We start from the raw sequence: 20,681 nt of genomic DNA, 5'->3' as shown, positions 1-20,681 counted from the left end.
GCATAGGTAGACATAAGTCCAAGTTGAAAACGCACTTATGAGTTTGTGATAGGGCTTCAAAAAACGCGCCTAAAAAATGGCGCGCCTGGGTGAAAGGCGCGCCACGTTGGGAGTTTCGTTTGGCTAGTTAAAGGCCAATATCAGCCCGGGTGGGCAAGGCGGCATAAGCGCCTGGGCGAGTAACGGCATGGGCGCCGCAGCGGCAGGCGGTATTCACTGCGCGACGTAAAAAATCGGCATCGTTGTGCCAATTCTCATTAATGCCGTGGGCCGAGAGTTCCGCCAGCAGTCCGCCAATGAAAGCGTCGCCCCCTGCGGTGGTATCGACTGCTTCAACCTTGGGTGGCGCGATGCGCTGGTCGATACCGACGCCTTTGAGTAAGACATCGTTGGGGCCGTCGGTGATTAAGATAACTTTTACCCCTGCCGCTAGCCGCTCTGAAAGCCACGACTCCGCAGGGTGGTCGGCACGTAAGTAGTCAAGCTCTTCCTGGGAGAGTTTGAGCAGCTCAGCGCCGTCTAGTAACTGCGTGACTAAGCTGGCATCCGCTTCGCCCTCGGGCCATAAATTGTGACGCAGGTTGGCGTCTACGCTGACCAGGCAACCTGCCCGTTTGGCCATGGTGGCCATTGCCAAGGTGACATCGGCAATCTCAGGGTCGGTCAGGCTGTTGCTACACAGGTGTAAAATAGCGGGGTTCTCAAAGACACCGTGGGGTAGGTGTTCAAGACGATAAAGCAGATCAGCCGCGGGTGGGCGATAAAAATCAAAAGTGCGTTCGCCCGCCTCATCCCGGGAAACGAATGCCAGCGCTGTGCGGGCTTCTTGGGTAAATACCACGCCGCTGGTGTCGACGCCGTGACTGTTGAGTTCGCGCACGATGAAGTGCCCAAACGTATCGTCGCCCACCATGCCTAGAAACTGGCTGGGTACGCCTAAACGAGCGCAGGCGACCGCCACATTAGCGGGAGCACCACCGGCGTAGGGCGTAAAGGTTTCCTGTGCATCCTTTGCCGCCCCTAGACGGCTGGAGAGCATATCCACCAGTGCTTCCCCAAAGGCGATGATTGGCGTCATCAGTGGCTCCTTAGTGTAATTAACGTAATAGTTGTTTTGTACCGCGTCGTTTTATACAAATAGCCTTATGCCACGCAGTGGCCGCGGGCGGCTTCCAGCAATTCATACCACGCTTCCCGGGGTAGCGTAGCAGGGCCTTTGAGCATATCGCTGATTCGATCAGGTTTAACGCTGCCAATCACCGGGACCGGTGAATTGGGGAGGCTGCGCAACCATGCCAGCGCTAAAGCACTAGGGGTGCTATCAAGCTCTGTTGCCCACTTATCCAAACAGTCACCAACGGCGCCATGCATTAACTGCCCACCTGCCAAAGGTGACCATGCCATGGGCGCGTGGCCTTCGGCACAGAGATCATCAAAGCTGCCGTCAAACAGTGGCGCTGTGTGGGCAATCGAGAGCTCGATTTGGTTAGCTGATAAGCGGTGATGCATGGCGCCCTGTAAGCGCCGCCACTGGCTGGGCAAATGGTTGGAAACACCTGCTGCGCCAATTTTGCCGGCGTCAATGGCGTCGTCCAGCGCCCGGCCGGTCGCTTCCGTATTCATCAGTAGATCGGGGCGGTGAATTAGGAAGTGATCGAGACGTTCGACATTCAAACGCGCAAGTGAGCCATCAATGGCGCTATTAAGATAAGCAGGGCTAGCGTTGTAGTGCTTTACCTTGCCCGAACCAGGGGCGGGGTTGTCGTTGGCGATGCTCGCTTTGGTGACGACATTGACCCGCTGAGCCAGGGCAGGGCGCGCCCGTAGCGCGGCGCCAAAAAGCGTCTCCCCTTGGCCGCTGCCGTAAATGTCTGCATGGTCAAACCAGTTAAGGCCTTGTTCCAGGCGCGCTTCAATCCATTCTGCTAATCGCTCAGGTTCGTGCATGGCGGGTGCTTCGTGCAGGCGCATCATGCCGAGTAAAAACGGCACATCAAAAAAGGCGGCGGGCATAGCAGGTTCCGTATTGGTGTTGTTAGGAGTGTTGTTAGAGGTGCTAGAAATGGTATTAAAAAACCTCTTCGTTATGCAGTGCCTCAGCGGCGCCTAACAAGCCTGTCCAGGGGGCGGCGACCACCCAGATGGGGATGTCTGCGTTATAAGCTCCCATGCGTCCTTTATTGACAAAAGCGGCGCGCAGTTCGCTTTTGGGTAACCAATTGAGCAGGCGCGGCAGTATGCCCCCGCACAGATAAACACCGCCCCTCGCGCCCATGGTCAAGGTGGCGTCGCCGCATACATCGCCCAGAATTTTTAGAAAACGCAGCAGGGCGGTAGTGGCGAGGCTATCGCCTTCATTAGCTGCTTTTGTGACATCCGCCGGGCTAGCTAAGCGTGGTTCAGCACCTTCAAACGTGCAGTAGGCTTGATAAAGTTCTAACAAACCCTGGCCGCATAAGACCCGCTCTACACTGATTCGTGGACGACGCTGTTTAAACACATCCACAATCGCTCGCTCGGTATCATCCGTGGGCGCGAAGGTAACATGGCCGCCTTCAGTAGGCAGTGGAATCCAGGCGCGCTGGCCGGGGAATACCCCGGCAACGCCTAGCCCTGTGCCAGGCCCGATGACAAGGCGTGTGGCGTGCGCTTGTGACTTGCCTGGCTGGACTTCGACCAATTCACTGGCAGCGACATGAGGCACACCCAGCGCCTGGGCGGTGAAGTCGTTAATGACTTTAAAAACAGCGAGGTTCAGCGCTTGCTGAACCTCGCTTTTTAAAAATTCCCAGTGGTTATTGGTCATCTTGACCCGCTCAGCGTGAACGGGGCAAGCAAAGGCTAAGCACGCTTCTTGAGGCGCTTTATCGCCGGTAGCACCGACACGCTGTAAATAATCCTGCACCGCTTCAATAACGCCGGGGTAGTCAGCGCAGGGAAGATTCACAATATCGTGCGGCGTGATCTCGCCTGGCGTGACTAACGCCAAGCGTGCATTGGTGCCACCTATGTCGCCAATGAGGGCCGGTCGGCTCATTGGTCCTCCTGTTCGATTTTTTCCAGCTCCCGCGCTAGTACTTCTGCCTCGAAACCACCAAATACGCCCGCTCCCTCTTCGGCCTTGGTGGCCAGGTGGCGGAAGCCGCCAAAGAGCTCACGGCCCATGCCAAAGTGGTTGTGTTCCAGATTGGCTTCGGCGCATGGACGGGCATTGAATTTTGCGGCGTCTATTAATACGTTTAGCTCTCCGCTATCGGCATCCAGGCGGACGATATCGCCATCCTTAAGTTTCGAGAGCGGCCCACGGTCAACGGCCTCTGGCGTTACGTGGATAGCGGCCGGAACCTTGCCCGACGCCCCAGACATACGTCCGTCCGTAACCAGGGCAACTTTATAGCCGCGGTCTTGAAGCACACCCAAGAACGGGGTGAGCTTGTGTAGTTCAGGCATGCCGTTGGCTTTGGGGCCCTGAAAGCGCACCACCACAATCACATCACGATCAAGCTGGCCGGATTCAAACGCCGCTTTTACCTGATTTTGATCATCAAACAGCTGTACCGGTGCTTCAATGACGCGATGGTCCTGTTTTACTGCCGAGATTTTAATCACGCCGCGGCCCAGGTTGCCGTCAAGCACGGTAAGCCCGCCGGTGGGCGAGAAGGGATTGCTAACCGGGCGCAGGACGTCAGTGTCATGGCTCGTGGCCGGTCCTTCTCTCCAGGTAAGCTTACCCTCTTCAAGGAAAGGCTCCTGAGTGTAGGCCATCATATCGGTGCCAAAGACAGTGGGAATATCCCCGTGGATAAGCCCAGCCTCGAGTAGCTCACGAATCAGCAGGCTCATGCCGCCAGCAGCTTGGAAGTGGTTAACATCCGCTTGGCCATTGGGGTAGATGCGGGTCATGCTGGGTACGACGGCTGAGAGGTCCGTGAAGTCGTCCCAGTTAATGGTAATGCCCGCCGCCGCCGCCATGGCAACCAAGTGCAGGGTATGGTTGGTAGAACCACCGGAAGCAAGCAAACCTACGATAGCGTTAACGATCGCACGTTCGTCAATCTGCTTGTAGAACGGACGGTAGTTGCCGCTTTGTTCGGTATTGCGAATCGCTTGTTCAGTGGCGTAACGGGTAAGTGCTTCGCGCAGCGGAGTACCTGGGTTAACAAAAGAGGCGCCGGGCAGGTGTAGCCCCATCATCTCCATCATCAGCTGGTTGGAGTTGGCAGTGCCGTAGAAGGTGCAGGTGCCAGGGCTGTGATACGACTGTGATTCGGCCTCTAAAAGCTCATCGCGACCTACTTTGCCTTCTGCATAAAGCTGACGGACTCTAGCCTTCTCATCGTTAGGCAGGCCTGTTGTCATGGGGCCGCCGGGGACAAAAATGGCGGGTAGGTGGCCAAAGCGTGCGGCACCAATAAAGAGACCTGGCACGATTTTATCGCAGATACCTAAATACAGCGCTGCATCAAACATATTATGGGAAAGCGCAACCGCGGTTGCCATGGCGATCACATCACGGGAGAAAAGCGATAGCTCCATGCCCGGTTGACCTTGGGTAACACCGTCGCACATGGCGGGCACACCACCGGCAAATTGAGCGGTTGAGCCCATGCCGCGTGCGGCTTCTTTAATAGCGGCAGGGTAGTCTTCAAATGGTCGGTGGGCTGAAAGCATATCGTTATAGGAGGATATGATGCCCAAGTTGGCACTATTGGTTAACTTTAGTCGGCCCTTATCGGTAGGCACGTCGCAACCTGCAAAACCGTGCGCGAGGTTACCGCAGGAGAGCTCACCGCGATGTACGCCTTGCTTATGCTGGTCAGCCATATGAGATTCATAGAGAGCACGCCGGTGCTTGGAGCGCTCACGGATGCGCTGGGTAACCTCAGCAACGGTGGGGTTTAGAGTGGCAGGTGTTGAGCTCGGCATAGGGACCTCTGCATGATAAAGACGGTGTGTAACACATGTAGTTATTTTACATTTTTTAGTGTCGATATAAGAGACTTTACGGCAATAAAAACCACAATTGTAGTTTTATTACCCGAATATGGGGCGTCGAATTTTTCCCGCAAATGCGCGGATGAATCCAAAGAACCCCAACAGCTTGGTAGAGCCACCAGTGAAATAGCAAGTATAGCACTCAGGCTTTTGCTACCCTTTTGCGCGCTACGTTTAATATTTCTTGTCTACTCACCAAGCCGGAGCCTGCATGCACGCGATTCTTGACGACATCCAGCCAGTTAATTTTCATGCAGGTGAGCAAGCGCGTCGCTACTTGGATACGTTAACCAAACCGCCAGGCAGCTTAGGTGCCCTAGAGACATTAGCCATTCAGCTTAGCGCTATCACTGGCGAACTGAAGCCCAGCGTAATACCGCCGGCCGTTATTGTGTTTGCCGCCGATCACGGCGTTGCCGCGGAGGGTGTTTCAGCCTTTCCGCAAGCGGTGACTGCTCAGATGGTGGCTAACTTTGCCCAGGGCGGCGCGGCGGTTAACGTGTTTGCCCGGCAGATTGGCGCGCGTGTTGAAGTGGTGGATGTCGGCGTGGCGAGCGATATCACGGCAGCTGGTGTGGTGAATGCCAAGGTATCCCGCGGTACCGCCAACATGGCGATAGAAGATGCGATGCAGCCTGAGCAGGCAGCAGAGGCCATTAATGCAGGCGTGGTGGCGGTAGAGCGGGCAATAAAGGCGGGGGCAAAGTGCCTTATAGTCGGGGAGATGGGTATTGCCAACACCACCGCCAGCAGCGCCATGTTAGCAGTGTTAACCGGCGAGCCGGTGGCAAGCCTAGTGGGCGCTGGCACGGGCATTGACCCACAGCAGCTAACCCTTAAAGTGGCCGTCATTGAGCGTGCCATCGCGGCGCGCAATGCTGATTCACAGGCACCCTTAGAAGTGTTGACCAAGCTGGGCGGGCTGGAGATCGCCGCCATGACCGGCGCGTATTTAGCTGCAGCAGCGCATCGGTTGCCTGCGATTGTGGATGGCTTCATCGCCACCGTCGCCGCACTCACCGCCTGCCGGATGTGTCCCGCAGTGCGCGGCTATTTGATTTTTGGCCATCGTTCCCAAGAGCCGGGGCACGATGTTGCGTTACGTGCACTAGACGCCAAGCCGCTGCTGGATATGGGCATGCGGCTAGGCGAGGGCAGCGGCGCGGCGCTAGCGTACCCCTTGCTGCAGGCGGCCACAGCGATGATGGGGGAAATGGCTACGTTCACCGATGCCGGTGTTAGCGATAAAGCTGCACTATGAGCACACTGTTGAGCACGCCGAAAACGCTTCCTTTTAACCAGCCATTAACGCTCTCGCAAAGCGAGCATTGCTTGGCGATAACCTCTCAGGTGCCGCTGCGCACTCTAAGTAGTGCGCTGATAGGCGATGGCTTTGGCAGTACGCACTGCTTTGCCAACTTTCATGTTGATAAAAATTACGATGGGCGCACCCCCGTGGCGGATCTTAGCGCCTGGCTGGGTGCCCAGGGGTTACCTTCTTCATCAATTGCCATGATGACAGCCGTACGTTTAAGCAGCGCCTCCATCGTCAGCATGCCATTGGCGCAGCGTGAGCATGGCGTTATGGCGCTGGTGACGGCGGGGACAGGCAATGCGGTGGATATCACCGCGCTTCACTCACAAGATCCTCGCCTCGTGGCAGGCACTATCAACGTGTTTGTGTTTGTCGATGCCCAACTGACTGACGGCGCGCTAGTAAACACCTGTTTGTCGATAACAGAGACCAAGGTTCAAGCGCTCTATAAGGCTGGCATTATTGATACGTATAGCGGTACAGCCACCACAGGCACTTCTACGGACTGTGTATGTGTGGCGGCCACTCAGCAAGGGATGCAAACCCCTTATGCAGGTTCCGGTACACCACTTGGCCGAGCAATTGGAAGAGCGGTGTATCAGGCAACGCTAAACTCGCTAGCTTGCTCTAGCGAAGGATTAGTATGAGCGCGCCTTTTGATTTAACAGGCATCATCCTGATCGCCCTGGCGATTGTGATCGATCTAATCGTTGGCGACCCACGCTCAATACCCCATCCAGTGGTGCTGGTCGGGCGGTTTATCAGTCGCTTTGAACAGCTGTGGAATCGCGGGACTGCGCAGCAGCGTAGAGTGTGCGGCTTCCTGCTGACGCTCATCGTGGTAGGCGGCGTGTGGAGTATCAGTTGGCTGCTGTTAGCAGTGTTGACGCAGTTGCACCCTGGGCTGGCATTGGTCGCTGAACTCTGGCTGCTCTCCACGACACTGGCGATCAAAGGTTTGGGCGATGCGGCCCGCGCTGTGGTAGAGCCGCTGACCAAGGGCGATTTGCCCGCCGCACGCCAAGCACTGGGCATGATTGTTGGCCGCGACACCCATCGCTTGGACGAAGCGGAAATCACCCGGGGCACTGTGGAAACCGTGGCTGAAAACACCGTCGATGGCATTACCGCACCGCTGTTTTTTGCCCTGATTGGCGGGGCGCCGCTAGCCCTGGCGTATAAGGCGGTAAATACGCTGGATTCGATGGTCGGCTATAAAAACCAACGCTATGCTGATTTTGGTTTTGCCTCCGCGAAGCTGGACGATGTGGCCAACTGGGTACCCGCACGCTTAACCGCGCTGTGTCTATTGCTCGCTGGCCTGCTGCTGAGCGCTTTTACTGTTTTACCGTTACGCTGGAAAGGTGCGCTACGTGGCACTTGCCGGGATGCGCCTCGCCATCCCAGCCCGAACGCTGGTTGGCCGGAAGCCATGGTAGCGAGGCTGCTGGGTGTACAGTTGGGCGGCACCAACTTTTATCAAGGTGTGGTTTCCCACCGAGCGACCCTTGGCGAGCCCTTTGAGACGCTGCGTGTTGCTCATATCGGCGCTACTATCCGTTTGATGCACGGCGCCTGGCTACTCTTTATGTTGCTGTCGGTGCTCGTGATGGCTGGACTGATGTTTATTCTGCGAGGATTGCTATGAGTACGCCCGCATGCCCCGGCTCTCAATGGACCAGCTCTCCATTACCCAGCTCTGCATGGCCCAAGCATGGCGGCCAGGCCGAGACGCTGCTAACGCACTTCGGTTTGCCTGCCGATCACCGTCTGGACGATTTTAGCGCCAATCTCAACCCGCTGGGGCCGCCCGCGTGGGTGCGCGATTGGCTAACGCGGCAGCTAGCGGGCCTTGATCATTACCCATCGCCCGATTATTCCGCTGCTCGTCAGGCCATCTCCGCCCATCATCAGATTGAGCCCGAACAGGTGCTATTGACCAACGGAGGTGCCGAGGCCATCTTTCTGACCGCTGCGTTACATGCGGGTAAACGAGCCTCCATACTAACCCCAAGCTTTGGCGAGTATGCCCGCGCCTGTCATGCCCACCGGCTGTCGATTAGCGAGATTCCGCTGTCCCCACTGGATTTTAGTCTGGATATTGATGCGCTGCTGACAGCGTTAAGCGACATCGATGTGCTGTTTCTATGCCGACCCAATAATCCTACCGCGACGCTTATCGACTTCTCGACCATGGTGGTCTTGCTGGAGCACACCGCTGCTCTGAATTGTCGCGTGGTGGTCGATGAAGCCTTTATCGATATGGTGGATAACAGCCAAGATAAGGCGCCGCTGACAACGTTATTGGCGCGCTACCCGCATCTGATCTTGCTACGCTCCATGACCAAATTTTATACCCTGCCGGGTCTCCGGCTGGGCTACCTGCTAGCGGATGCGGCCACGGTTCAAGCAGCACAGGCCCATCAACCGCCGTGGAGCGTTAATCATCTGGCGGCGGAACTGGTAGCGCCTCTGCTGGCGGATGATGCGTTTACCCGACGCACTCAGCGATGGTTGGCCAGTGAGCACCCACGCATGGCCCAAACGCTCGCTGAATTGGGGCTGGACATGGTGCCCAGCCAAGCGTGCTTTTTCCTGTTCCGCCCGGGGGCCGAGCAGCGTGCAAGCGGCATCACGAGCGACGTGCTGTTTGAGCGCCTGTTGCGCCGGGGCGTACTGGTGCGCCATACGCATAATTTTGCCGGGCTTAATGGCGAATGGCTGCGAGTGGCGCTACGCGACGAGCCCGCCAATCGACGCTTGATAAAGGTGCTGAATGATTGTCTTCGTTAGCGGTGGTGCGCGTTCTGGTAAAAGCGATGTTGCCGAGCAGCAGGTTGTGAATGCAGCGGGCAGTTCGCCCTGTTACTACTTAGCCACCGCAGACGTATACGACGCCGAAATGGCCGCGCGCGTAGCCCGTCATCGTCAATCCAGACAAGAGGAGTGGCAGAGCGCTCAGTGGAAAACACTGGAGGAGCCACTTGCCATTGATCAAGCGCTGGCTAAGGTGCCAAGTGGTAGTGCCGTGCTGCTGGATTGCTTAACGCTCTGGGCCAGCCAGGTGCTGTACGCCAGTGAGCTCAGCGAAGAGGAGGGCCTGGCGCTGCTAGCAAGCGCACTTGCCGATGCCCGAGCACGTAGCCTCTATCTAGTGATTGTCTCCAATGATATCAACGAAGCGCTGCCGCCCTCGGATGCTGAAACCTGGCGCTATCTGGCGTTTCTTCAGCGCGTTCACCGCTGGCTAGCGAAAGAGGCGGACTCGGTAATAGAAGTGGTGGCGGGGTGCGTCATTGATTGGAAGTCCGCAAAGGCATTTTGTTAATGAAGGAGCTGTCGATTTGAGAAATGCCCTGTTCGGTCTTCTGCTTGCGCTGCAGTTCCTTACTCGCGTCCCAATTCCAATAGCCGTTCCCTGGACACCTGATATCCGACGCTGGGCAGTACGCGCCTATCCGGTAGTGGGGCTGTTGATTGGCACTGTGCTAGCGCTAGTCGCGCTCGGAATACACAACGTTCCCGCGCCGATCACCGCGCTGACATTGCTAAGCATTTGGGTGGCTATTTCGGGCGGGCTGCATTTAGACGGCGTTATGGATATCGCCGATGCGCTGGGTAGTAATCAGCCCCTGGCGCGTCGTTGGGAAATCATGAAAGACCCGCAAATCGGCAGCTTTGGTATGTTGGCGCTGGTGTTTCTGCTTGCCTGGAAGGCCGTGCTCCTGTGGGCATTGCTGGCTTATCACGCACCCTGGTGGTGGCTATTAGTCGTTCCCGCGCTAGGGCGCTGGGCAGGCGTTGCGTTACTGGTGCTGACTCCCTGCGCCCAACAGAAGGGTTTGGCGTGGAGCTGGCAGCAGTCGCTTAGCGGCCAAGATGTGGCGCTTGCGTTGGTGCCGATCGTGCTGATGGCACTGCTAGCGCCCGCGATAGTGTTGATGATGCTAATGGTCACTGTTTTTGTGTTACTAATCCGCTGGCTAATGTTGCGACTGTTTAACGGGATTAACGGCGATATGGTAGGCGCCACCATCGAAGGGGGAGAGCTTTGGCTACTGATCTTACTGTGGAGCTGGTGGCAGTTCGCCACGGTATCACCGCTTGGAATTTAGAGCGTCGCTATCAAGGCCAGCGCGATATTCCGCTGCTGTTTCCTGACGCTGAAGTTGGGCTTCTAGAACTGCGCGACGCGTTGGTGGATGAGCGGTTTGATGCTATCTACTCAAGCGATCTTAACCGCTGCCAACAAACCCTGGCGTGGGCGGACATCACCAAGGCTGTCGTGCCGCTCACCCTCGAACCACGGCTGCGCGAGCTTGATTTTGGTGAGTACGAAGGCAAGGTTTACGACGACCTAAAAGACTTGCCGCACTACCGTGCCTGGATTGATAGCGTGGGTGAGCTGCAAATTCCCGGTGGCGAATCGGCAGCCCAACTGCGCGAGCGTCTGGATGGCTGGCTTTATGATCTGGCGACCAATGCTCATGCCAATGGTCACAAAAAGATACTGGCTGTCACCCATGGCGGCGTGATTCGTGAACTGCGCCGCCGTTTTGAAACGATCCACTTCTGGGACGGCACGGTGCTTCAAGCCCAGGGCAGGCGGTGGCAGCTTATTTATCAAAAAGACGAACATGGCAAAGGGGAATGGCAATGCAGCTCTTCATCGGCGGTGCCTGCGCTGGCAAACGCGACGCCGTAATCGCTCGCTTTCCCGAAGCGCAGTGGTGGCGGCTTGATGCTGCGCAGCCTTTCATCGATAGCCAGCAAGCGCTAGTCGCCAATACGCCGCTGATTATCACCGGCGTGCTTGAGTGGCTAGGTGCTGCTCTTGAACGTGATGATAACGATGCCCTGCGCCAGCAGTGGCAGCGCGATATGATCCAGCTTTGCCAGCGCGCCGACGAGTTAAACGCGGCGTTAATCATTATCGCCACCGACGTTGGCCGTGGGGTTGTGCCCATGGAACCAGAGCAGCGGCGCCTGCGTGATCTCAATGGCTGGTTCACCCAAGACGCCACCGCCCAAGCTGAAGAGGTATGGTATGTGCGCCATGGGTTGGTGATGGCGCTCAAGTAGCCACTGGCGGCTTTCCTGTGCGTGATACCCCGCTCCAATTCAATTGACCTCCCTTTGGCAAGTTGCTAGTTTACGCCCACTCTCAGGTGCTAGCGGTTAAACAGCCGCTAGTGAAACGGGAAGTTGGTGAACGCTTTGCGTGATTCCAACGCTGCCCCCGCAACGGTGATCGAGATAAGAACGGCTAATTACGCCACTGTGCTCACGCACGGGAAGGTGGTCGTTCGGAAAAGCGTGGCTCTGCTATTGCTAGAGACGCCTTTCGCTCGTCAGCCCGGAGACCGGCCCGAGAGTAATGGTTCTAACTGAACCAACCATGCCGAGACGCGGAGGGCGTTCTTAGGGCAGTGAACGGTGGCGCAACGCTATCGTTACTCCCTTGTTTTTCCCTGCGCTCGGTCAAAAAAACTGTGTTGTGCGGGTGAGCACGACGAGCAAGGGATCTCACATGAACCACCGTTTCCACACCACCGCCAAACGGGCTGCGTTTGTCATGGCCGCGCTACCGCTGGCCGTGCATGCTCAGTCCAACGAGCAGAACCCCGTCGCCACTTCCGCTGATGCTGACCTCAATCCTGTGGTGGTGACCGCGGCACTTGCCCCGCGTACCGCTAATGAAAGCCTCTCTTCAGTCACCGTGTTGGATGAAGCCACTTTTCGCCGCCAAGACCCGGTAAGCATTACCGATCTTTTCCGTGGGCAGCCCGGCGTGGATGTCTCTTCGAATGGCAGCTTTGGTAAAAACAGCAGCGTTTATATTCGCGGCACGGGCAGTAGCCAAAATGTGCTGTTAATCGACGGCATTCGCTTGCGTTCTGCCACCAGCGGCGGCGCTGCCTGGTCGTATCTCGATCCGCGTATGTTTGACCGCGCTGAAATCGTGCGTGGCCCCCGCGGCAGCCTTTACGGCGCCGATGCGATTGGGGGTGTCATCCAACTCTTTACGCCTGATGGTGAAGAAGAGGGCCCGCAACCCCGTATTTCAGTCGGCGGTGGTTCATTTAACACCCAGCGCCTAAGCGCCGGTATCAGCGGCCAAGAAGGCGGCACCCGCTACAGTTTCGCCGGTAGCCATTTTGCTACCGACGGACAGCCCATTCGCCGCGACGGTGATGACAAGGGTTACGATAATACGTCTGCCCTGGCGCGGGTTTCTCACACCTTCGATTCCGGTGCCGAAATGGGGGTGCTGGCGCTACGTGCCCGCGGTAACAACGAATACGACGGTGGCGAAAACGACTTTGTTCAGCAAGTGGCCGGGGTATACGGCGAGCTGCCGCTCACCGACTATTGGCGTAGCCGCATCACGTTAAGCGAGTCACGCGATGAGAGCGATAATTTTGCCGATTCGGGTGATTCCGTGTTCAACACCAAAGTGCACACCGCGCGCTGGGAAAACACCTTTACATCCGGCGCCCATGAGCTGGTGGCAGGGGCTGAATACAGCCAAGACAAGGTCGACAGCAGCATCGATTACGATGAAACCAGTCGCAGCAATGCAGCGGTATTTTCACAGGCGCTGCTGGATTTTTCCCCTGTCATTTTGCAGGCCAGCCTGAGGTTCGACGACAACGAATCCTATGGGGAAGAAGTAACGGGCAGCCTAGGAGTAGGTTACGAGCTGGACAGCTACCACACACTACGGGCCAACTATGGCACCGCTTTCAATGCGCCGACCTACAATCAGCTTTACTACCCAGGCTTCGGTAATCCGGACCTGGAAGCTGAAACCTCCGAAACGTTGGAAGTCGGTGCGCGCGGGCAATACGCCCACTGGTTCTGGGACGCGGCGCTCTATCAAACCGATATCGATAACTTGATCACCGGGCAAGGTATCCAGTCCAATGTGCCTACGTCACGAATCCGCGGGGCTGAACTTTCCAGTGGCGTGGAAATAGCTGACTGGACCCTGGCCGCTGCACTGACCTATACCGACCCCGAAAACCGGTTGACAGGCCATCGCTTGCAAAACCGTGCCACGCAGAGCGTACGTGTCGATATAGACCGTGAGCTTGGCGACTGGTCGCTGGGAGGGTCTTGGATAGCACAAAACCACCGCTACCGCGACGCCCAGAATGACGATCGCCTAAGTGGCTACGGTCTTGTTAATCTACGAGCTGGCTGGCAATTTGCCCCGCTATGGAGTGCGCGCGTGACGGTTGAAAATGCGCTGGATCAAGACTACATCACCACCCGTTCATTTGATGGTGCCGATTATATCAACGCCGGCCGGGCAGGGTTTTTGAGTGTTCACTTTGGCCAATAGTCACCATGGCTTAGCGCGCGGGGCCTTAGGCCTCGCGCTGCTATTCATGGCAACGGTTGCATTGGCAAACGATCAGTCGCGCTGCGCAGTAGATGATCGTGATCGTGAGGTCTGCCTTCATAATGCCGCTCAGCGCATTGCCACACTTTCCCCCGGCGCTACTGAACTGACCTACGCGGCTGGCGCGGGAGATCAAGTGGTCGCCGTCGTCTCGTATAGCGACTATCCGCCGGAAGCTAAACAAGTGGCGTCGGTGGGTAGCCATACCCGGATTGATTTAGAAAAACTGGTGGGTTTGGCGCCGGATTTAGTGATTGGCTGGGTAACCGGCAACCCCGCTGAACAGCTTGAAACCCTCGAAGCCTTGGGCATGCCGGTGTTCTACATTGAGCCTCGCGATATGGATGGCGTGGCCAGCGCCATCGAACGCTTGGCGCGGCTGGCAGGAACGGAAGCGGCCGGGCAGGCGGTGGCCGATAATTTCCGTACGACCATGAATGACCTGGAAGAGCGCTATCGAGACCGCGAGCCGGTCGCCACGTTCTACCAAGTGTGGGATGAGCCATTAATGAGCGTTAACGACCAGCACCTGATTGGTCAAGTGGTCGAGATTTGTGGCGGTGAAAATGTGTTTGGCGAGCAAACGCGCCTTGTGCCGCGTATCGACGATGAAGCGGTACTGGCAGCCAACCCTGAAGCGATTATTGCCGGGGGCATGGGTGAAGAGAATCGCCACTGGTTGACCCACTGGGAGCAGTACTCCAACTTGAAAGCGGTTGCGGAAGAGAATCTCTTCTTTGTGCCGCCTTCACTGATTCAGCGACCCACACCGCGCCTGATGGAGGGCACTGAGCTCCTGTGTGAAAAGCTTGATATTGCCCGCCAAAATCGTGAGCGCAGCTAATGCTAACGCGCCTGGGTTTCCCGCTTAGCCTGCTATTACTCGCGGCGCTGGCAGCGCTACTGTTAGCGCTTGGTGTCGGCAGTGCGCAGATTTCTCCTGGGCAAATTATGGACTTGTTGCAAGGCGAAGGTGATGCACTGGCGCGCACTATGGTTATGGAGCTGCGTTTGCCTAGGGCGCTCTCGGCGTTTGCCGTGGGTGGTTTGTTGGCAGTAGCGGGGGCGTTGATGCAGGTACTACTGCGCAATCCCCTCGCTGACCCTTATGTACTCGGACTTTCCGGCGGTGCCTCAATAGGCGCATTGGCGGCCATGCTAGGTGGGCTAGGCGGGCTGGCGATTTCAGGGTCGGCGTTTGGCGGCGCGCTGCTATCGACGTTTTTAGTCTTTGGTTTGGCCCACGGCAGCGGCGGGTGGACACCTTCGCGGCTGCTACTAACCGGCGTTGTAGTGGCCGCGGGGTGGGGCGCAGTGATTACGCTGATGCTGGCGTTAAGCCCCGCCGAGCGCCTGCCGGGCATGCTCTACTGGCTGATGGGCGATCTCTCCTATTCGCGCACGCCTTGGCCGCCGCTACTGCTATTGCTGGCCACCTGCGTAGTGCTGATTCCGCTTGGGCGTAGCCTGAATGTGCTGGCCCGAGGCCCACAGCAGGCCGCCGCGCTGGGCGTGGCGGTTCGACCGCTGGAGTGGTGTATCTACGTTACTGCCAGCTTGCTGACGGCGGCGGCGGTCACCACCGCTGGCAGCATTGGTTTTGTCGGTTTAGTGGTGCCGCATATACTGCGTCTGCTGTTAGGCAACGACCAGCGGCTGATACTGCCCGCCTGCGCACTGGCGGGCGGCACGCTGTTGGTGCTGGCCGATACCCTGGCGCGTACCCTGATCGCTCCGGAACAGCTGCCCGTTGGGGTGATCACAGCGCTATTGGGTGTGCCCACTTTCCTATTCCTGCTCTACCGGAGCCGCTGATGAGCGTACTGGCTACCCGCGATCTCATCATCGATGTGCCCGGCCGCGAAGGTGGTACGCCGCTAAATATAACCATCGAGCCAGGGCAAGTGTGGGGCGTGTTAGGGCCTAACGGCGCGGGTAAAACGACGCTATTACACACCCTGGCTGGGCTTCAGGCGCCACGTTCAGGCAGCGTTCAGCTTAACGATTCAGCGCTTGGTCAGCTGCGCCGCCGCCACGTCGCTCAGCGATTGGGGTTGGTGTTTCAAGACCGTCAGGATGGCTTTCCCGCGACCGTATTGGAAACTGCGCTGATTGGTCGTCATCCCTATCTCTCACCGTGGCAGATGGAAGGCGCCGATGACTACGCCCGCGCAGAAGCCGCCCTTGAGCGCCTGGATGCAGCGCATCTACGCGACCGCTTGGTGAGCACGCTTTCCGGCGGTGAGCGTCAGCGGGTGGCGATTGCCACTGTTCTCACCCAGGCGCCCAATGTGTGGCTGGCGGATGAACCGACTAACCACTTGGATTTACATCATCAGAGTGCCGTGATGGCGCTAATGGCGGAGCAGGCCGCCGCAGGGTATGCCGTCATGATGTGCTTGCACGACCTGAACTTGGCTGCCCGCTGGTGCGACCACGTGCTGTTGATGTACCCCAACGGGGATGCTTGCTGGGGCCCAAGAGAAACCATGCTGGTGCCCAGCGCGCTGGAAAGCCTCTACCGCCAAAAGCTAGCAGTGGTAGAGGTGGATGGCGCGCCGGTGTTTGTGCCGATAAAGGCCTAGCTTATGGCGCCAGTTCATCCCGCCACGTGTGGCGAGGTTCGAAACCGACCAACCGGCGGGCCTTTTCGATACTGTAGAAGGTCTCGAATTCGCCCATTTCGCGCTTGATCGGTACGCCTGCGTAGAAGCGCTCGATCACTTGGGCGTTGGTTAGGCCGACCGAGAGATCGAGATTGGCGACGTTGAACACCTGGTAACCGAGGCCATCCGTTTTCAGGCAGCAATCGACCATCTGGCCCAGGTCGCGGGCGTCGATGTAGGCGAAGATATTGCGGCGACGCAGGGCAGGGTCGTCCATGTAGGCTGGGAAGTTCTGATGGTACTCGTGGGGCTCGATAACGTTGTTGATGCGCAGACCGTAGATGTCGATGCCTGAACGCGCCTGGAAGGAGCGGGCGGTCACCTCGTTGACCACTTTGCTCATCGCGTAGCTATCTTCCGGCACGGTGGGGTGTTCTTCGTCGATGGGAAGGTAGTCCGGTTTCTTCTCGCCATCGGCAAAGCAGACCCCGTAGGTGGTCTCGCTGGAAGCGAAGATCACCTTGGGAATGCCCAGCTTGGTGGCGGCATCCAGCACGTTGTAAGTGCTTAGCGTATTGATGCGGTAGGTCTCGTTATCCGGCCGGTGCAGGATGGCGGGGATAGCGGCGAAATGCACAATGGCATCGTAACGCGGTACGCCGGTGCCCGGCTCAAGCTCGTCGAATCCGGCATAAGCATGGCAGGCATTGAACACTTGCCCTGCATCGGTCAGGTCGGTTTTCAGGGTGGTGATGCCGGGCACGTCAGATGTCACCCAATCCAGATTGGTAACGCGGTGACCTTGATCACGAAGATAAGCAGTGGCATGACGGCCAGCTTTGCCACTGCCGCCAGTAAACAGAATACGCATGCGGTAACCCCGGTTGGTGAAACGAAGCGGAACATAGAATTAAACGAAGACCTTCACTTTAGCAAAGAAAGGTTCGACCCGCCGACACTCAGCCCTGATCGCATGAAAATGCTTAACCATCAACCGTTAAAAGGAGCGTTATGTTCCAGGGCAAAGCACACGCAGCGTTAATTAGCGCACCCGGCTCCGGCCAGGGGAAATCAATGGTCACCGCGGCGTTAGCACGGCTGCACCGCAACGCCGGGCTTACCGTGCGGGTCTTCAAGCACGGCCCCGATTACCTTGATCCCATGATTCAGGAAGTGGCCTCTGGCCAGCCGGTGTATCAGCTTCACCCCTGGATGACCGGCGAAGAGGAATGCCGCTGGCGCTTAGCCGAAGCCGCCCAGGAAGCCGATGTGATTCTGGTCGAAGGCTCCATGGGGCTGTTTGATGGCTCGCCCTCCAGCGCCGACTTGGCGATCTTGGCAGGCATCCCCGCGCTGCCGGTGATTGATGCCTGGGGCATGGCACAAACCTTTGGCGCGGTGGCGCAGGGCTTGGCCAACTACCACCCCGATCTCGCTATTCATGAAGTGATTGCCAACCGCGTCGGCAGCCCCGGCCACGGCAAACTCCTCGCCGACAGCATGCCGGAAAGCATTGCGCTGCTGGGGGCCATTCCCCGCAATGAGGCAATGAAGATTCCTGATCGCCATTTGGGCTTGGTGCAGGCCAGCGAGCTAAGCGGCCTGGATGCGCAGTTGGATGCCGCCGCCGAGGTGTTGAAAGAAGCGGGCTTAGGCCGGTTGCCCAAGCTGGTCACGCTTAGCGCGGAAACGCCAGCGCCGGTGCCGGACTACCTGAATGGCGTGCGCATTGCGATCGCCCGAGACGACGCCTTTGCGTTTATCTACCGCGCCAATGTCGACGTGCTGCGCGCCATGGGCGCAGAGGTCAGCTTCTTTTCACCGCTGACTGATCACCAGTTACCCGAGTGCGATGCGCTCTGGTTGCCGGGTGGTTATCCCGAGCTTAACGCGGCTCGATTGAGCGCCAACCACAGCATGTTAGAAGCCATTCGCGCCCATCACCGCGCGGGCAAACCGATACTCGCAGAGTGCGGCGGCTTAATGGCCTGCGTTGAGCAATTGGTGGATGGCGAAGGCGAAAGCCACGCGATGCTTGGGCTGCTTAACGGCACCGCGAAAATGGCCGGTAAGCTCACCGCGCTAGGCCTGCAAAGCCTACACGCCGGGGCAGGCGAGCTGCGTGGCCATACCTATCACCATTCGTTACTCGAAACCACCATGACGCCGCTGGCACGCACCCGCAAACTCGCCGGTAGCGAAGCCGAACCGATCTACCGCGAGCGCGCGCTGGTCGCGAGCTACTTCCACGGCTACTTCCCCTCTGCGCCCAAGCTGGTTGCGGATATTTTTACCGGGCAGGCGATTAGCATCAATAACGGTTAACGAGGGATGTGGAAGATTTTTCCATAAAATTGAACTGCGCTATGCTGTGTGCCTTTCACACCTGAATTTAACTCAGCAGGAGAATATTATGAGCTTTTACGTCTACCTTTCCGGCGAGATTCACACTGACTGGCGCGAAGAGATTCAGCGCGGCGCTGATGCGGCGGGCCTGGATATCGTGTTCACCGCCCCGGTAACCGACCACGCTGCCTCTGATGCCGCCGGTGACCACCTGGGTAAACCTGACAATGGCTTCTGGCGTGATCACCAGTCATCCAAGGTCAATGCCATCCGCACCCGCACCATGATCGAGCAGGCCGACCTCGTTGTCGTTCGTTTTGGCGAGCAATACAAGCAGTGGAACGCCGCTTTCGATGCAGGCTACTGCGCCGCCTTGGCCAAGCCCTACATCACGCTACACAGCGAAGACATCGTTCACCCGCTGAAAGAAGTCGACGCGCAAGCCCAAGCCTGGTGCACCACGACCGATCAGGTGGTTGAGACGTTGCGCTACGTATTAAAAGCCTGAATTTAAATAAAGAGCTTAATAGAGAGCTTAATAAAGCGCTTTAAAAAGAGGACGCCCCATGCGCGAGAACGCCAAAACCCCCGAACGCCATGCCCAGCGCATGGCGGCCAAGCAGAAAATCATGAACGAGCGCATCGCCCGCGCCGATAAAGAGCAGGGCGTGCTGCTAGTGCTCACCGGCCCCGGTAAAGGCAAAAGCAGCTCCGGTTTTGGCATGCTCGCCCGCGCCTTAGGGCACGGTATGAAAGTCGGTGTGGTGCAGTTTATTAAAGGCGCCTTCAGTACCGGCGAAGAAGCCTTCTTCCGCAACCTGCCCAACGTGGACTACCACGTCATGGGGCAAGGCTACACCTGGGACACCCAAGACCGCGAACGCGATGTTGAAGCTGCCACCGCCGCCTGGGCAGAAGCCAAACGCATGCTGCAAGATGAAAGCTACCACTTGGTACTCCTCGACGAACTCAACATCGCCCTGCGCTACGAGTACCTAGACCTAGACCAAGTCCTCGACGACCTACAAGCCCGCCCAGCAATGCAGCACGCTGTGGTAACAGGCCGCTACGCCCCGCAACAGCTCATTGATCTCGCCGACACTGTTACTGAAATGAAAGTGGTTAAGCATGCTTTTAAGGACCAAGGTATCAAAGCCCAAAAGGGGATAGAGCTATAGCCACAGCCACCGGAAGCCATCACCCGACGACTTCGGTCGCTTCCCTAGGCCTGATGCAGCCCCATTGAAATGGGCCTATTTATTTGGCAACCGCAAGACATCGTGCCCCATGGCTGAGTTGTGGGCGCTGTAGGAGCTGTAAGAGCGAAACTTGTTGCGCGATCAGCAGTAATCCTGCCACCGTAAACCATCGCCCGACGAAGTCGGGCTCTTACAGAGTCTGCTGCATGGGGTGTTGTAAGAGCCCAATTCATTGGGCGATCAGCATCTAAGCTGCCACCGCAAATTACTTCCCACCAAAGCCGATTACCAGCATGTACCTATGGCGCAAAGAAATTTTTCTGCCAGGGCGTGACCTAAGCCAATTTTATGAATAGAGTATGATTAGAACAGCAAAACTAGCGCGTACGTGAGTTTTGGATATAATACCAATTTATTATTAATTTTTTAAATAACAGATGATTAGAGATGTTTGAGCGCGCAGGGTAAGAATGTTGAATAGTGCAGCGTGTTCATTCAATATCAGAAACCGTATTCTAATACGTTGTTAAAGCATCAATCGAGACTGGAGCAGTAGGTGGGTAAAAATAAAATTGGACGAAATGATCCTTGTTGGTGCGGCTCGGGAAAGAAATATAAGAGGTGCCATAAAGACAGGGAGGATGAAGAGCCAGTAAAGGCATGGGAAGCTGCTAAATTGATGCGAGAGAAATGTAAGCGCGCCATAAACCCCATCTACCCACCTTATTGTTGACTGATCACACTGGTGGTCTCTTTAGCATTGGAGATCATCATGAGTCGCGACCTCAATTCCACTCAAGCATTTTGGTTAG

General features: G+C 57.2%; 21 protein-coding genes and 1 riboswitch. Of the genes, 16 read left to right on the top strand and 5 right to left on the bottom strand.

Annotated features, from left to right (window positions below):
• Positions 1-127 precede the first annotated feature (127 nt).
• The 4 genes from HUO07_RS18605 to edd all read right to left on the bottom strand — a co-directional run bounded on the left by HUO07_RS18605 (position 128) and on the right by edd (position 4,926).
• Positions 128-1,078, bottom strand: coding sequence for a carbohydrate kinase family protein (locus HUO07_RS18605; RefSeq protein WP_176304746.1), 951 nt, complete (start codon positions 1,076-1,078; stop codon positions 128-130).
• Between the two features lie 65 nt (positions 1,079-1,143).
• Positions 1,144-2,013: an aldo/keto reductase gene (locus HUO07_RS18600; RefSeq protein WP_176304745.1), complete on the bottom strand. Its 870-nt coding sequence runs from the start codon at positions 2,011-2,013 to the stop codon at positions 1,144-1,146.
• A 55-nt stretch (positions 2,014-2,068) separates the two neighbouring features.
• Positions 2,069-3,037, bottom strand: coding sequence for a glucokinase (gene glk, locus HUO07_RS18595; RefSeq protein ID WP_176304744.1), 969 nt, complete (start codon positions 3,035-3,037; stop codon positions 2,069-2,071).
• Complete coding sequence (gene edd / locus HUO07_RS18590; protein WP_176304743.1) at positions 3,034-4,926, bottom strand: phosphogluconate dehydratase; 1,893 nt, start codon at positions 4,924-4,926, stop codon at positions 3,034-3,036. The genes glk and edd overlap by 4 nt, the downstream gene beginning before the upstream one ends.
• Before the next feature lie 280 nt (positions 4,927-5,206).
• Here edd and cobT point away from each other — a divergent pair, with 280 nt between their 5' ends.
• From cobT to HUO07_RS18530, 12 genes are all read left to right on the top strand, one after another.
• On the top strand, positions 5,207-6,256 hold the full coding sequence (cobT, locus tag HUO07_RS18585; RefSeq protein ID WP_176304742.1) for a nicotinate-nucleotide--dimethylbenzimidazole phosphoribosyltransferase: 1,050 nt from the start codon (positions 5,207-5,209) through the stop codon (positions 6,254-6,256).
• Positions 6,253-6,957, top strand: coding sequence for an adenosylcobinamide amidohydrolase (locus HUO07_RS18580; RefSeq protein ID WP_176304741.1), 705 nt, complete (start codon positions 6,253-6,255; stop codon positions 6,955-6,957). Before cobT ends, HUO07_RS18580 begins: the two co-directional genes overlap by 4 nt.
• Positions 6,954-7,958, top strand: a complete 1,005-nt coding sequence (gene cbiB, locus HUO07_RS18575; RefSeq protein WP_176304740.1) for an adenosylcobinamide-phosphate synthase CbiB — start codon at positions 6,954-6,956, stop codon at positions 7,956-7,958. The genes HUO07_RS18580 and cbiB overlap by 4 nt, the downstream gene beginning before the upstream one ends.
• Positions 7,955-9,103 (top strand): threonine-phosphate decarboxylase CobD, encoded by a 1,149-nt coding sequence (gene cobD / locus HUO07_RS18570; RefSeq protein ID WP_176304739.1) that lies wholly within the window; start codon positions 7,955-7,957, stop codon positions 9,101-9,103. The genes cbiB and cobD overlap by 4 nt, the downstream gene beginning before the upstream one ends.
• Complete coding sequence (locus HUO07_RS18565) at positions 9,087-9,638, top strand: bifunctional adenosylcobinamide kinase/adenosylcobinamide-phosphate guanylyltransferase (protein ID WP_176304738.1); 552 nt, start codon at positions 9,087-9,089, stop codon at positions 9,636-9,638. The genes cobD and HUO07_RS18565 overlap by 17 nt, the downstream gene beginning before the upstream one ends.
• 16 nt (positions 9,639-9,654) lie before the next feature.
• Entirely contained in the window at positions 9,655-10,425 is a 771-nt protein-coding gene (gene cobS / locus HUO07_RS18560; protein ID WP_176304737.1) for an adenosylcobinamide-GDP ribazoletransferase, read from the top strand.
• A complete protein-coding gene (locus HUO07_RS18555) occupies positions 10,362-11,015 on the top strand; it encodes a histidine phosphatase family protein (protein ID WP_176304736.1) in 654 nt (217 codons plus the stop codon). Before cobS ends, HUO07_RS18555 begins: the two co-directional genes overlap by 64 nt.
• Positions 10,967-11,392: a bifunctional adenosylcobinamide kinase/adenosylcobinamide-phosphate guanylyltransferase gene (locus HUO07_RS18550; RefSeq protein WP_176304735.1), complete on the top strand. Its 426-nt coding sequence runs from the start codon at positions 10,967-10,969 to the stop codon at positions 11,390-11,392. Before HUO07_RS18555 ends, HUO07_RS18550 begins: the two co-directional genes overlap by 49 nt.
• 67 nt (positions 11,393-11,459) lie before the next feature.
• A riboswitch (cobalamin riboswitch) is annotated at positions 11,460-11,696 on the top strand.
• A gap of 144 nt (positions 11,697-11,840) precedes the next feature.
• The gene (locus tag HUO07_RS18545) at positions 11,841-13,658 is read left to right on the top strand and encodes a TonB-dependent receptor domain-containing protein (RefSeq protein WP_176304734.1); all 1,818 of its coding nucleotides are present in this window, start codon (positions 11,841-11,843) and stop codon (positions 13,656-13,658) included.
• 46 nt (positions 13,659-13,704) lie between these two features.
• Positions 13,705-14,562, top strand: a complete 858-nt coding sequence (locus HUO07_RS18540) for a cobalamin-binding protein (protein WP_217908964.1) — start codon at positions 13,705-13,707, stop codon at positions 14,560-14,562.
• Positions 14,562-15,533, top strand: a complete 972-nt coding sequence (locus HUO07_RS18535; RefSeq protein ID WP_176304732.1) for a FecCD family ABC transporter permease — start codon at positions 14,562-14,564, stop codon at positions 15,531-15,533. The genes HUO07_RS18540 and HUO07_RS18535 overlap by 1 nt, the downstream gene beginning before the upstream one ends.
• Positions 15,533-16,303 (top strand): ABC transporter ATP-binding protein, encoded by a 771-nt coding sequence (locus tag HUO07_RS18530; RefSeq protein WP_176304731.1) that lies wholly within the window; start codon positions 15,533-15,535, stop codon positions 16,301-16,303. Before HUO07_RS18535 ends, HUO07_RS18530 begins: the two co-directional genes overlap by 1 nt.
• A 1-nt stretch (position 16,304) precedes the next feature.
• On the opposite strand, the gene HUO07_RS18525 is transcribed toward HUO07_RS18530, so the two are convergent.
• A complete protein-coding gene (locus HUO07_RS18525) occupies positions 16,305-17,195 on the bottom strand; it encodes an NAD-dependent epimerase/dehydratase family protein (protein ID WP_176304730.1) in 891 nt (296 codons plus the stop codon).
• A gap of 140 nt (positions 17,196-17,335) precedes the next feature.
• On the opposite strand from HUO07_RS18525, the gene HUO07_RS18520 reads away from it, so the two are divergent.
• The 4 genes from HUO07_RS18520 to HUO07_RS22295 all read left to right on the top strand — a co-directional run bounded on the left by HUO07_RS18520 (position 17,336) and on the right by HUO07_RS22295 (position 20,602).
• Positions 17,336-18,649 carry a cobyrinic acid a,c-diamide synthase CobB gene (locus tag HUO07_RS18520; protein ID WP_176304729.1) on the top strand — a complete coding sequence of 438 codons (1,314 nt, stop codon included), beginning with the start codon at positions 17,336-17,338 and terminating at the stop codon, positions 18,647-18,649.
• An 88-nt stretch (positions 18,650-18,737) separates the two neighbouring features.
• Positions 18,738-19,178, top strand: coding sequence for a YtoQ family protein (locus HUO07_RS18515; protein ID WP_176304728.1), 441 nt, complete (start codon positions 18,738-18,740; stop codon positions 19,176-19,178).
• A 58-nt stretch (positions 19,179-19,236) separates the two neighbouring features.
• On the top strand, positions 19,237-19,848 hold the full coding sequence (gene cobO / locus HUO07_RS18510; RefSeq protein WP_176304727.1) for a cob(I)yrinic acid a,c-diamide adenosyltransferase: 612 nt from the start codon (positions 19,237-19,239) through the stop codon (positions 19,846-19,848).
• 577 nt (positions 19,849-20,425) lie between these two features.
• Entirely contained in the window at positions 20,426-20,602 is a 177-nt protein-coding gene (locus tag HUO07_RS22295) for an SEC-C metal-binding domain-containing protein (RefSeq protein WP_217908963.1), read from the top strand.
• The last annotated feature ends 79 nt before the right edge of the window (positions 20,603-20,681 follow it).

Origin of the sequence: Vreelandella maris (assembly GCF_013371085.1) — a bacterium.
In the GTDB taxonomy this organism is placed as follows: domain Bacteria; phylum Pseudomonadota; class Gammaproteobacteria; order Pseudomonadales; family Halomonadaceae; genus Vreelandella; species Vreelandella maris.
The sequence above is the reverse complement of the archived record's forward strand: the minus strand, read 5'-3'. Positions and strand labels throughout refer to the sequence as shown.

Coding starts and splice junctions, on each gene's coding strand:
- HUO07_RS18605 (WP_176304746.1), bottom strand. CDS start 1,078: ATGACGCCAATCATCGCCTTTGGGGAAGCACTGGTGGATATGCTCTCC.
- HUO07_RS18600 (WP_176304745.1), bottom strand. CDS start 2,013: ATGCCCGCCGCCTTTTTTGATGTGCCGTTTTTACTCGGCATGATGCGC.
- glk (WP_176304744.1), bottom strand. CDS start 3,037: ATGAGCCGACCGGCCCTCATTGGCGACATAGGTGGCACCAATGCACGC.
- edd (WP_176304743.1), bottom strand. CDS start 4,926: ATGCCGAGCTCAACACCTGCCACTCTAAACCCCACCGTTGCTGAGGTT.
- cobT (WP_176304742.1), top strand. CDS start 5,207: ATGCACGCGATTCTTGACGACATCCAGCCAGTTAATTTTCATGCAGGT.
- HUO07_RS18580 (WP_176304741.1), top strand. CDS start 6,253: ATGAGCACACTGTTGAGCACGCCGAAAACGCTTCCTTTTAACCAGCCA.
- cbiB (WP_176304740.1), top strand. CDS start 6,954: ATGAGCGCGCCTTTTGATTTAACAGGCATCATCCTGATCGCCCTGGCG.
- cobD (WP_176304739.1), top strand. CDS start 7,955: ATGAGTACGCCCGCATGCCCCGGCTCTCAATGGACCAGCTCTCCATTA.
- HUO07_RS18565 (WP_176304738.1), top strand. CDS start 9,087: ATGATTGTCTTCGTTAGCGGTGGTGCGCGTTCTGGTAAAAGCGATGTT.
- HUO07_RS18550 (WP_176304735.1), top strand. CDS start 10,967: ATGCAGCTCTTCATCGGCGGTGCCTGCGCTGGCAAACGCGACGCCGTA.
- HUO07_RS18545 (WP_176304734.1), top strand. CDS start 11,841: ATGAACCACCGTTTCCACACCACCGCCAAACGGGCTGCGTTTGTCATG.
- HUO07_RS18540 (WP_217908964.1), top strand. CDS start 13,705: ATGGCAACGGTTGCATTGGCAAACGATCAGTCGCGCTGCGCAGTAGAT.
- HUO07_RS18535 (WP_176304732.1), top strand. CDS start 14,562: ATGCTAACGCGCCTGGGTTTCCCGCTTAGCCTGCTATTACTCGCGGCG.
- HUO07_RS18530 (WP_176304731.1), top strand. CDS start 15,533: ATGAGCGTACTGGCTACCCGCGATCTCATCATCGATGTGCCCGGCCGC.
- HUO07_RS18525 (WP_176304730.1), bottom strand. CDS start 17,195: ATGCGTATTCTGTTTACTGGCGGCAGTGGCAAAGCTGGCCGTCATGCC.
- HUO07_RS18520 (WP_176304729.1), top strand. CDS start 17,336: ATGTTCCAGGGCAAAGCACACGCAGCGTTAATTAGCGCACCCGGCTCC.
- HUO07_RS18515 (WP_176304728.1), top strand. CDS start 18,738: ATGAGCTTTTACGTCTACCTTTCCGGCGAGATTCACACTGACTGGCGC.
- cobO (WP_176304727.1), top strand. CDS start 19,237: ATGCGCGAGAACGCCAAAACCCCCGAACGCCATGCCCAGCGCATGGCG.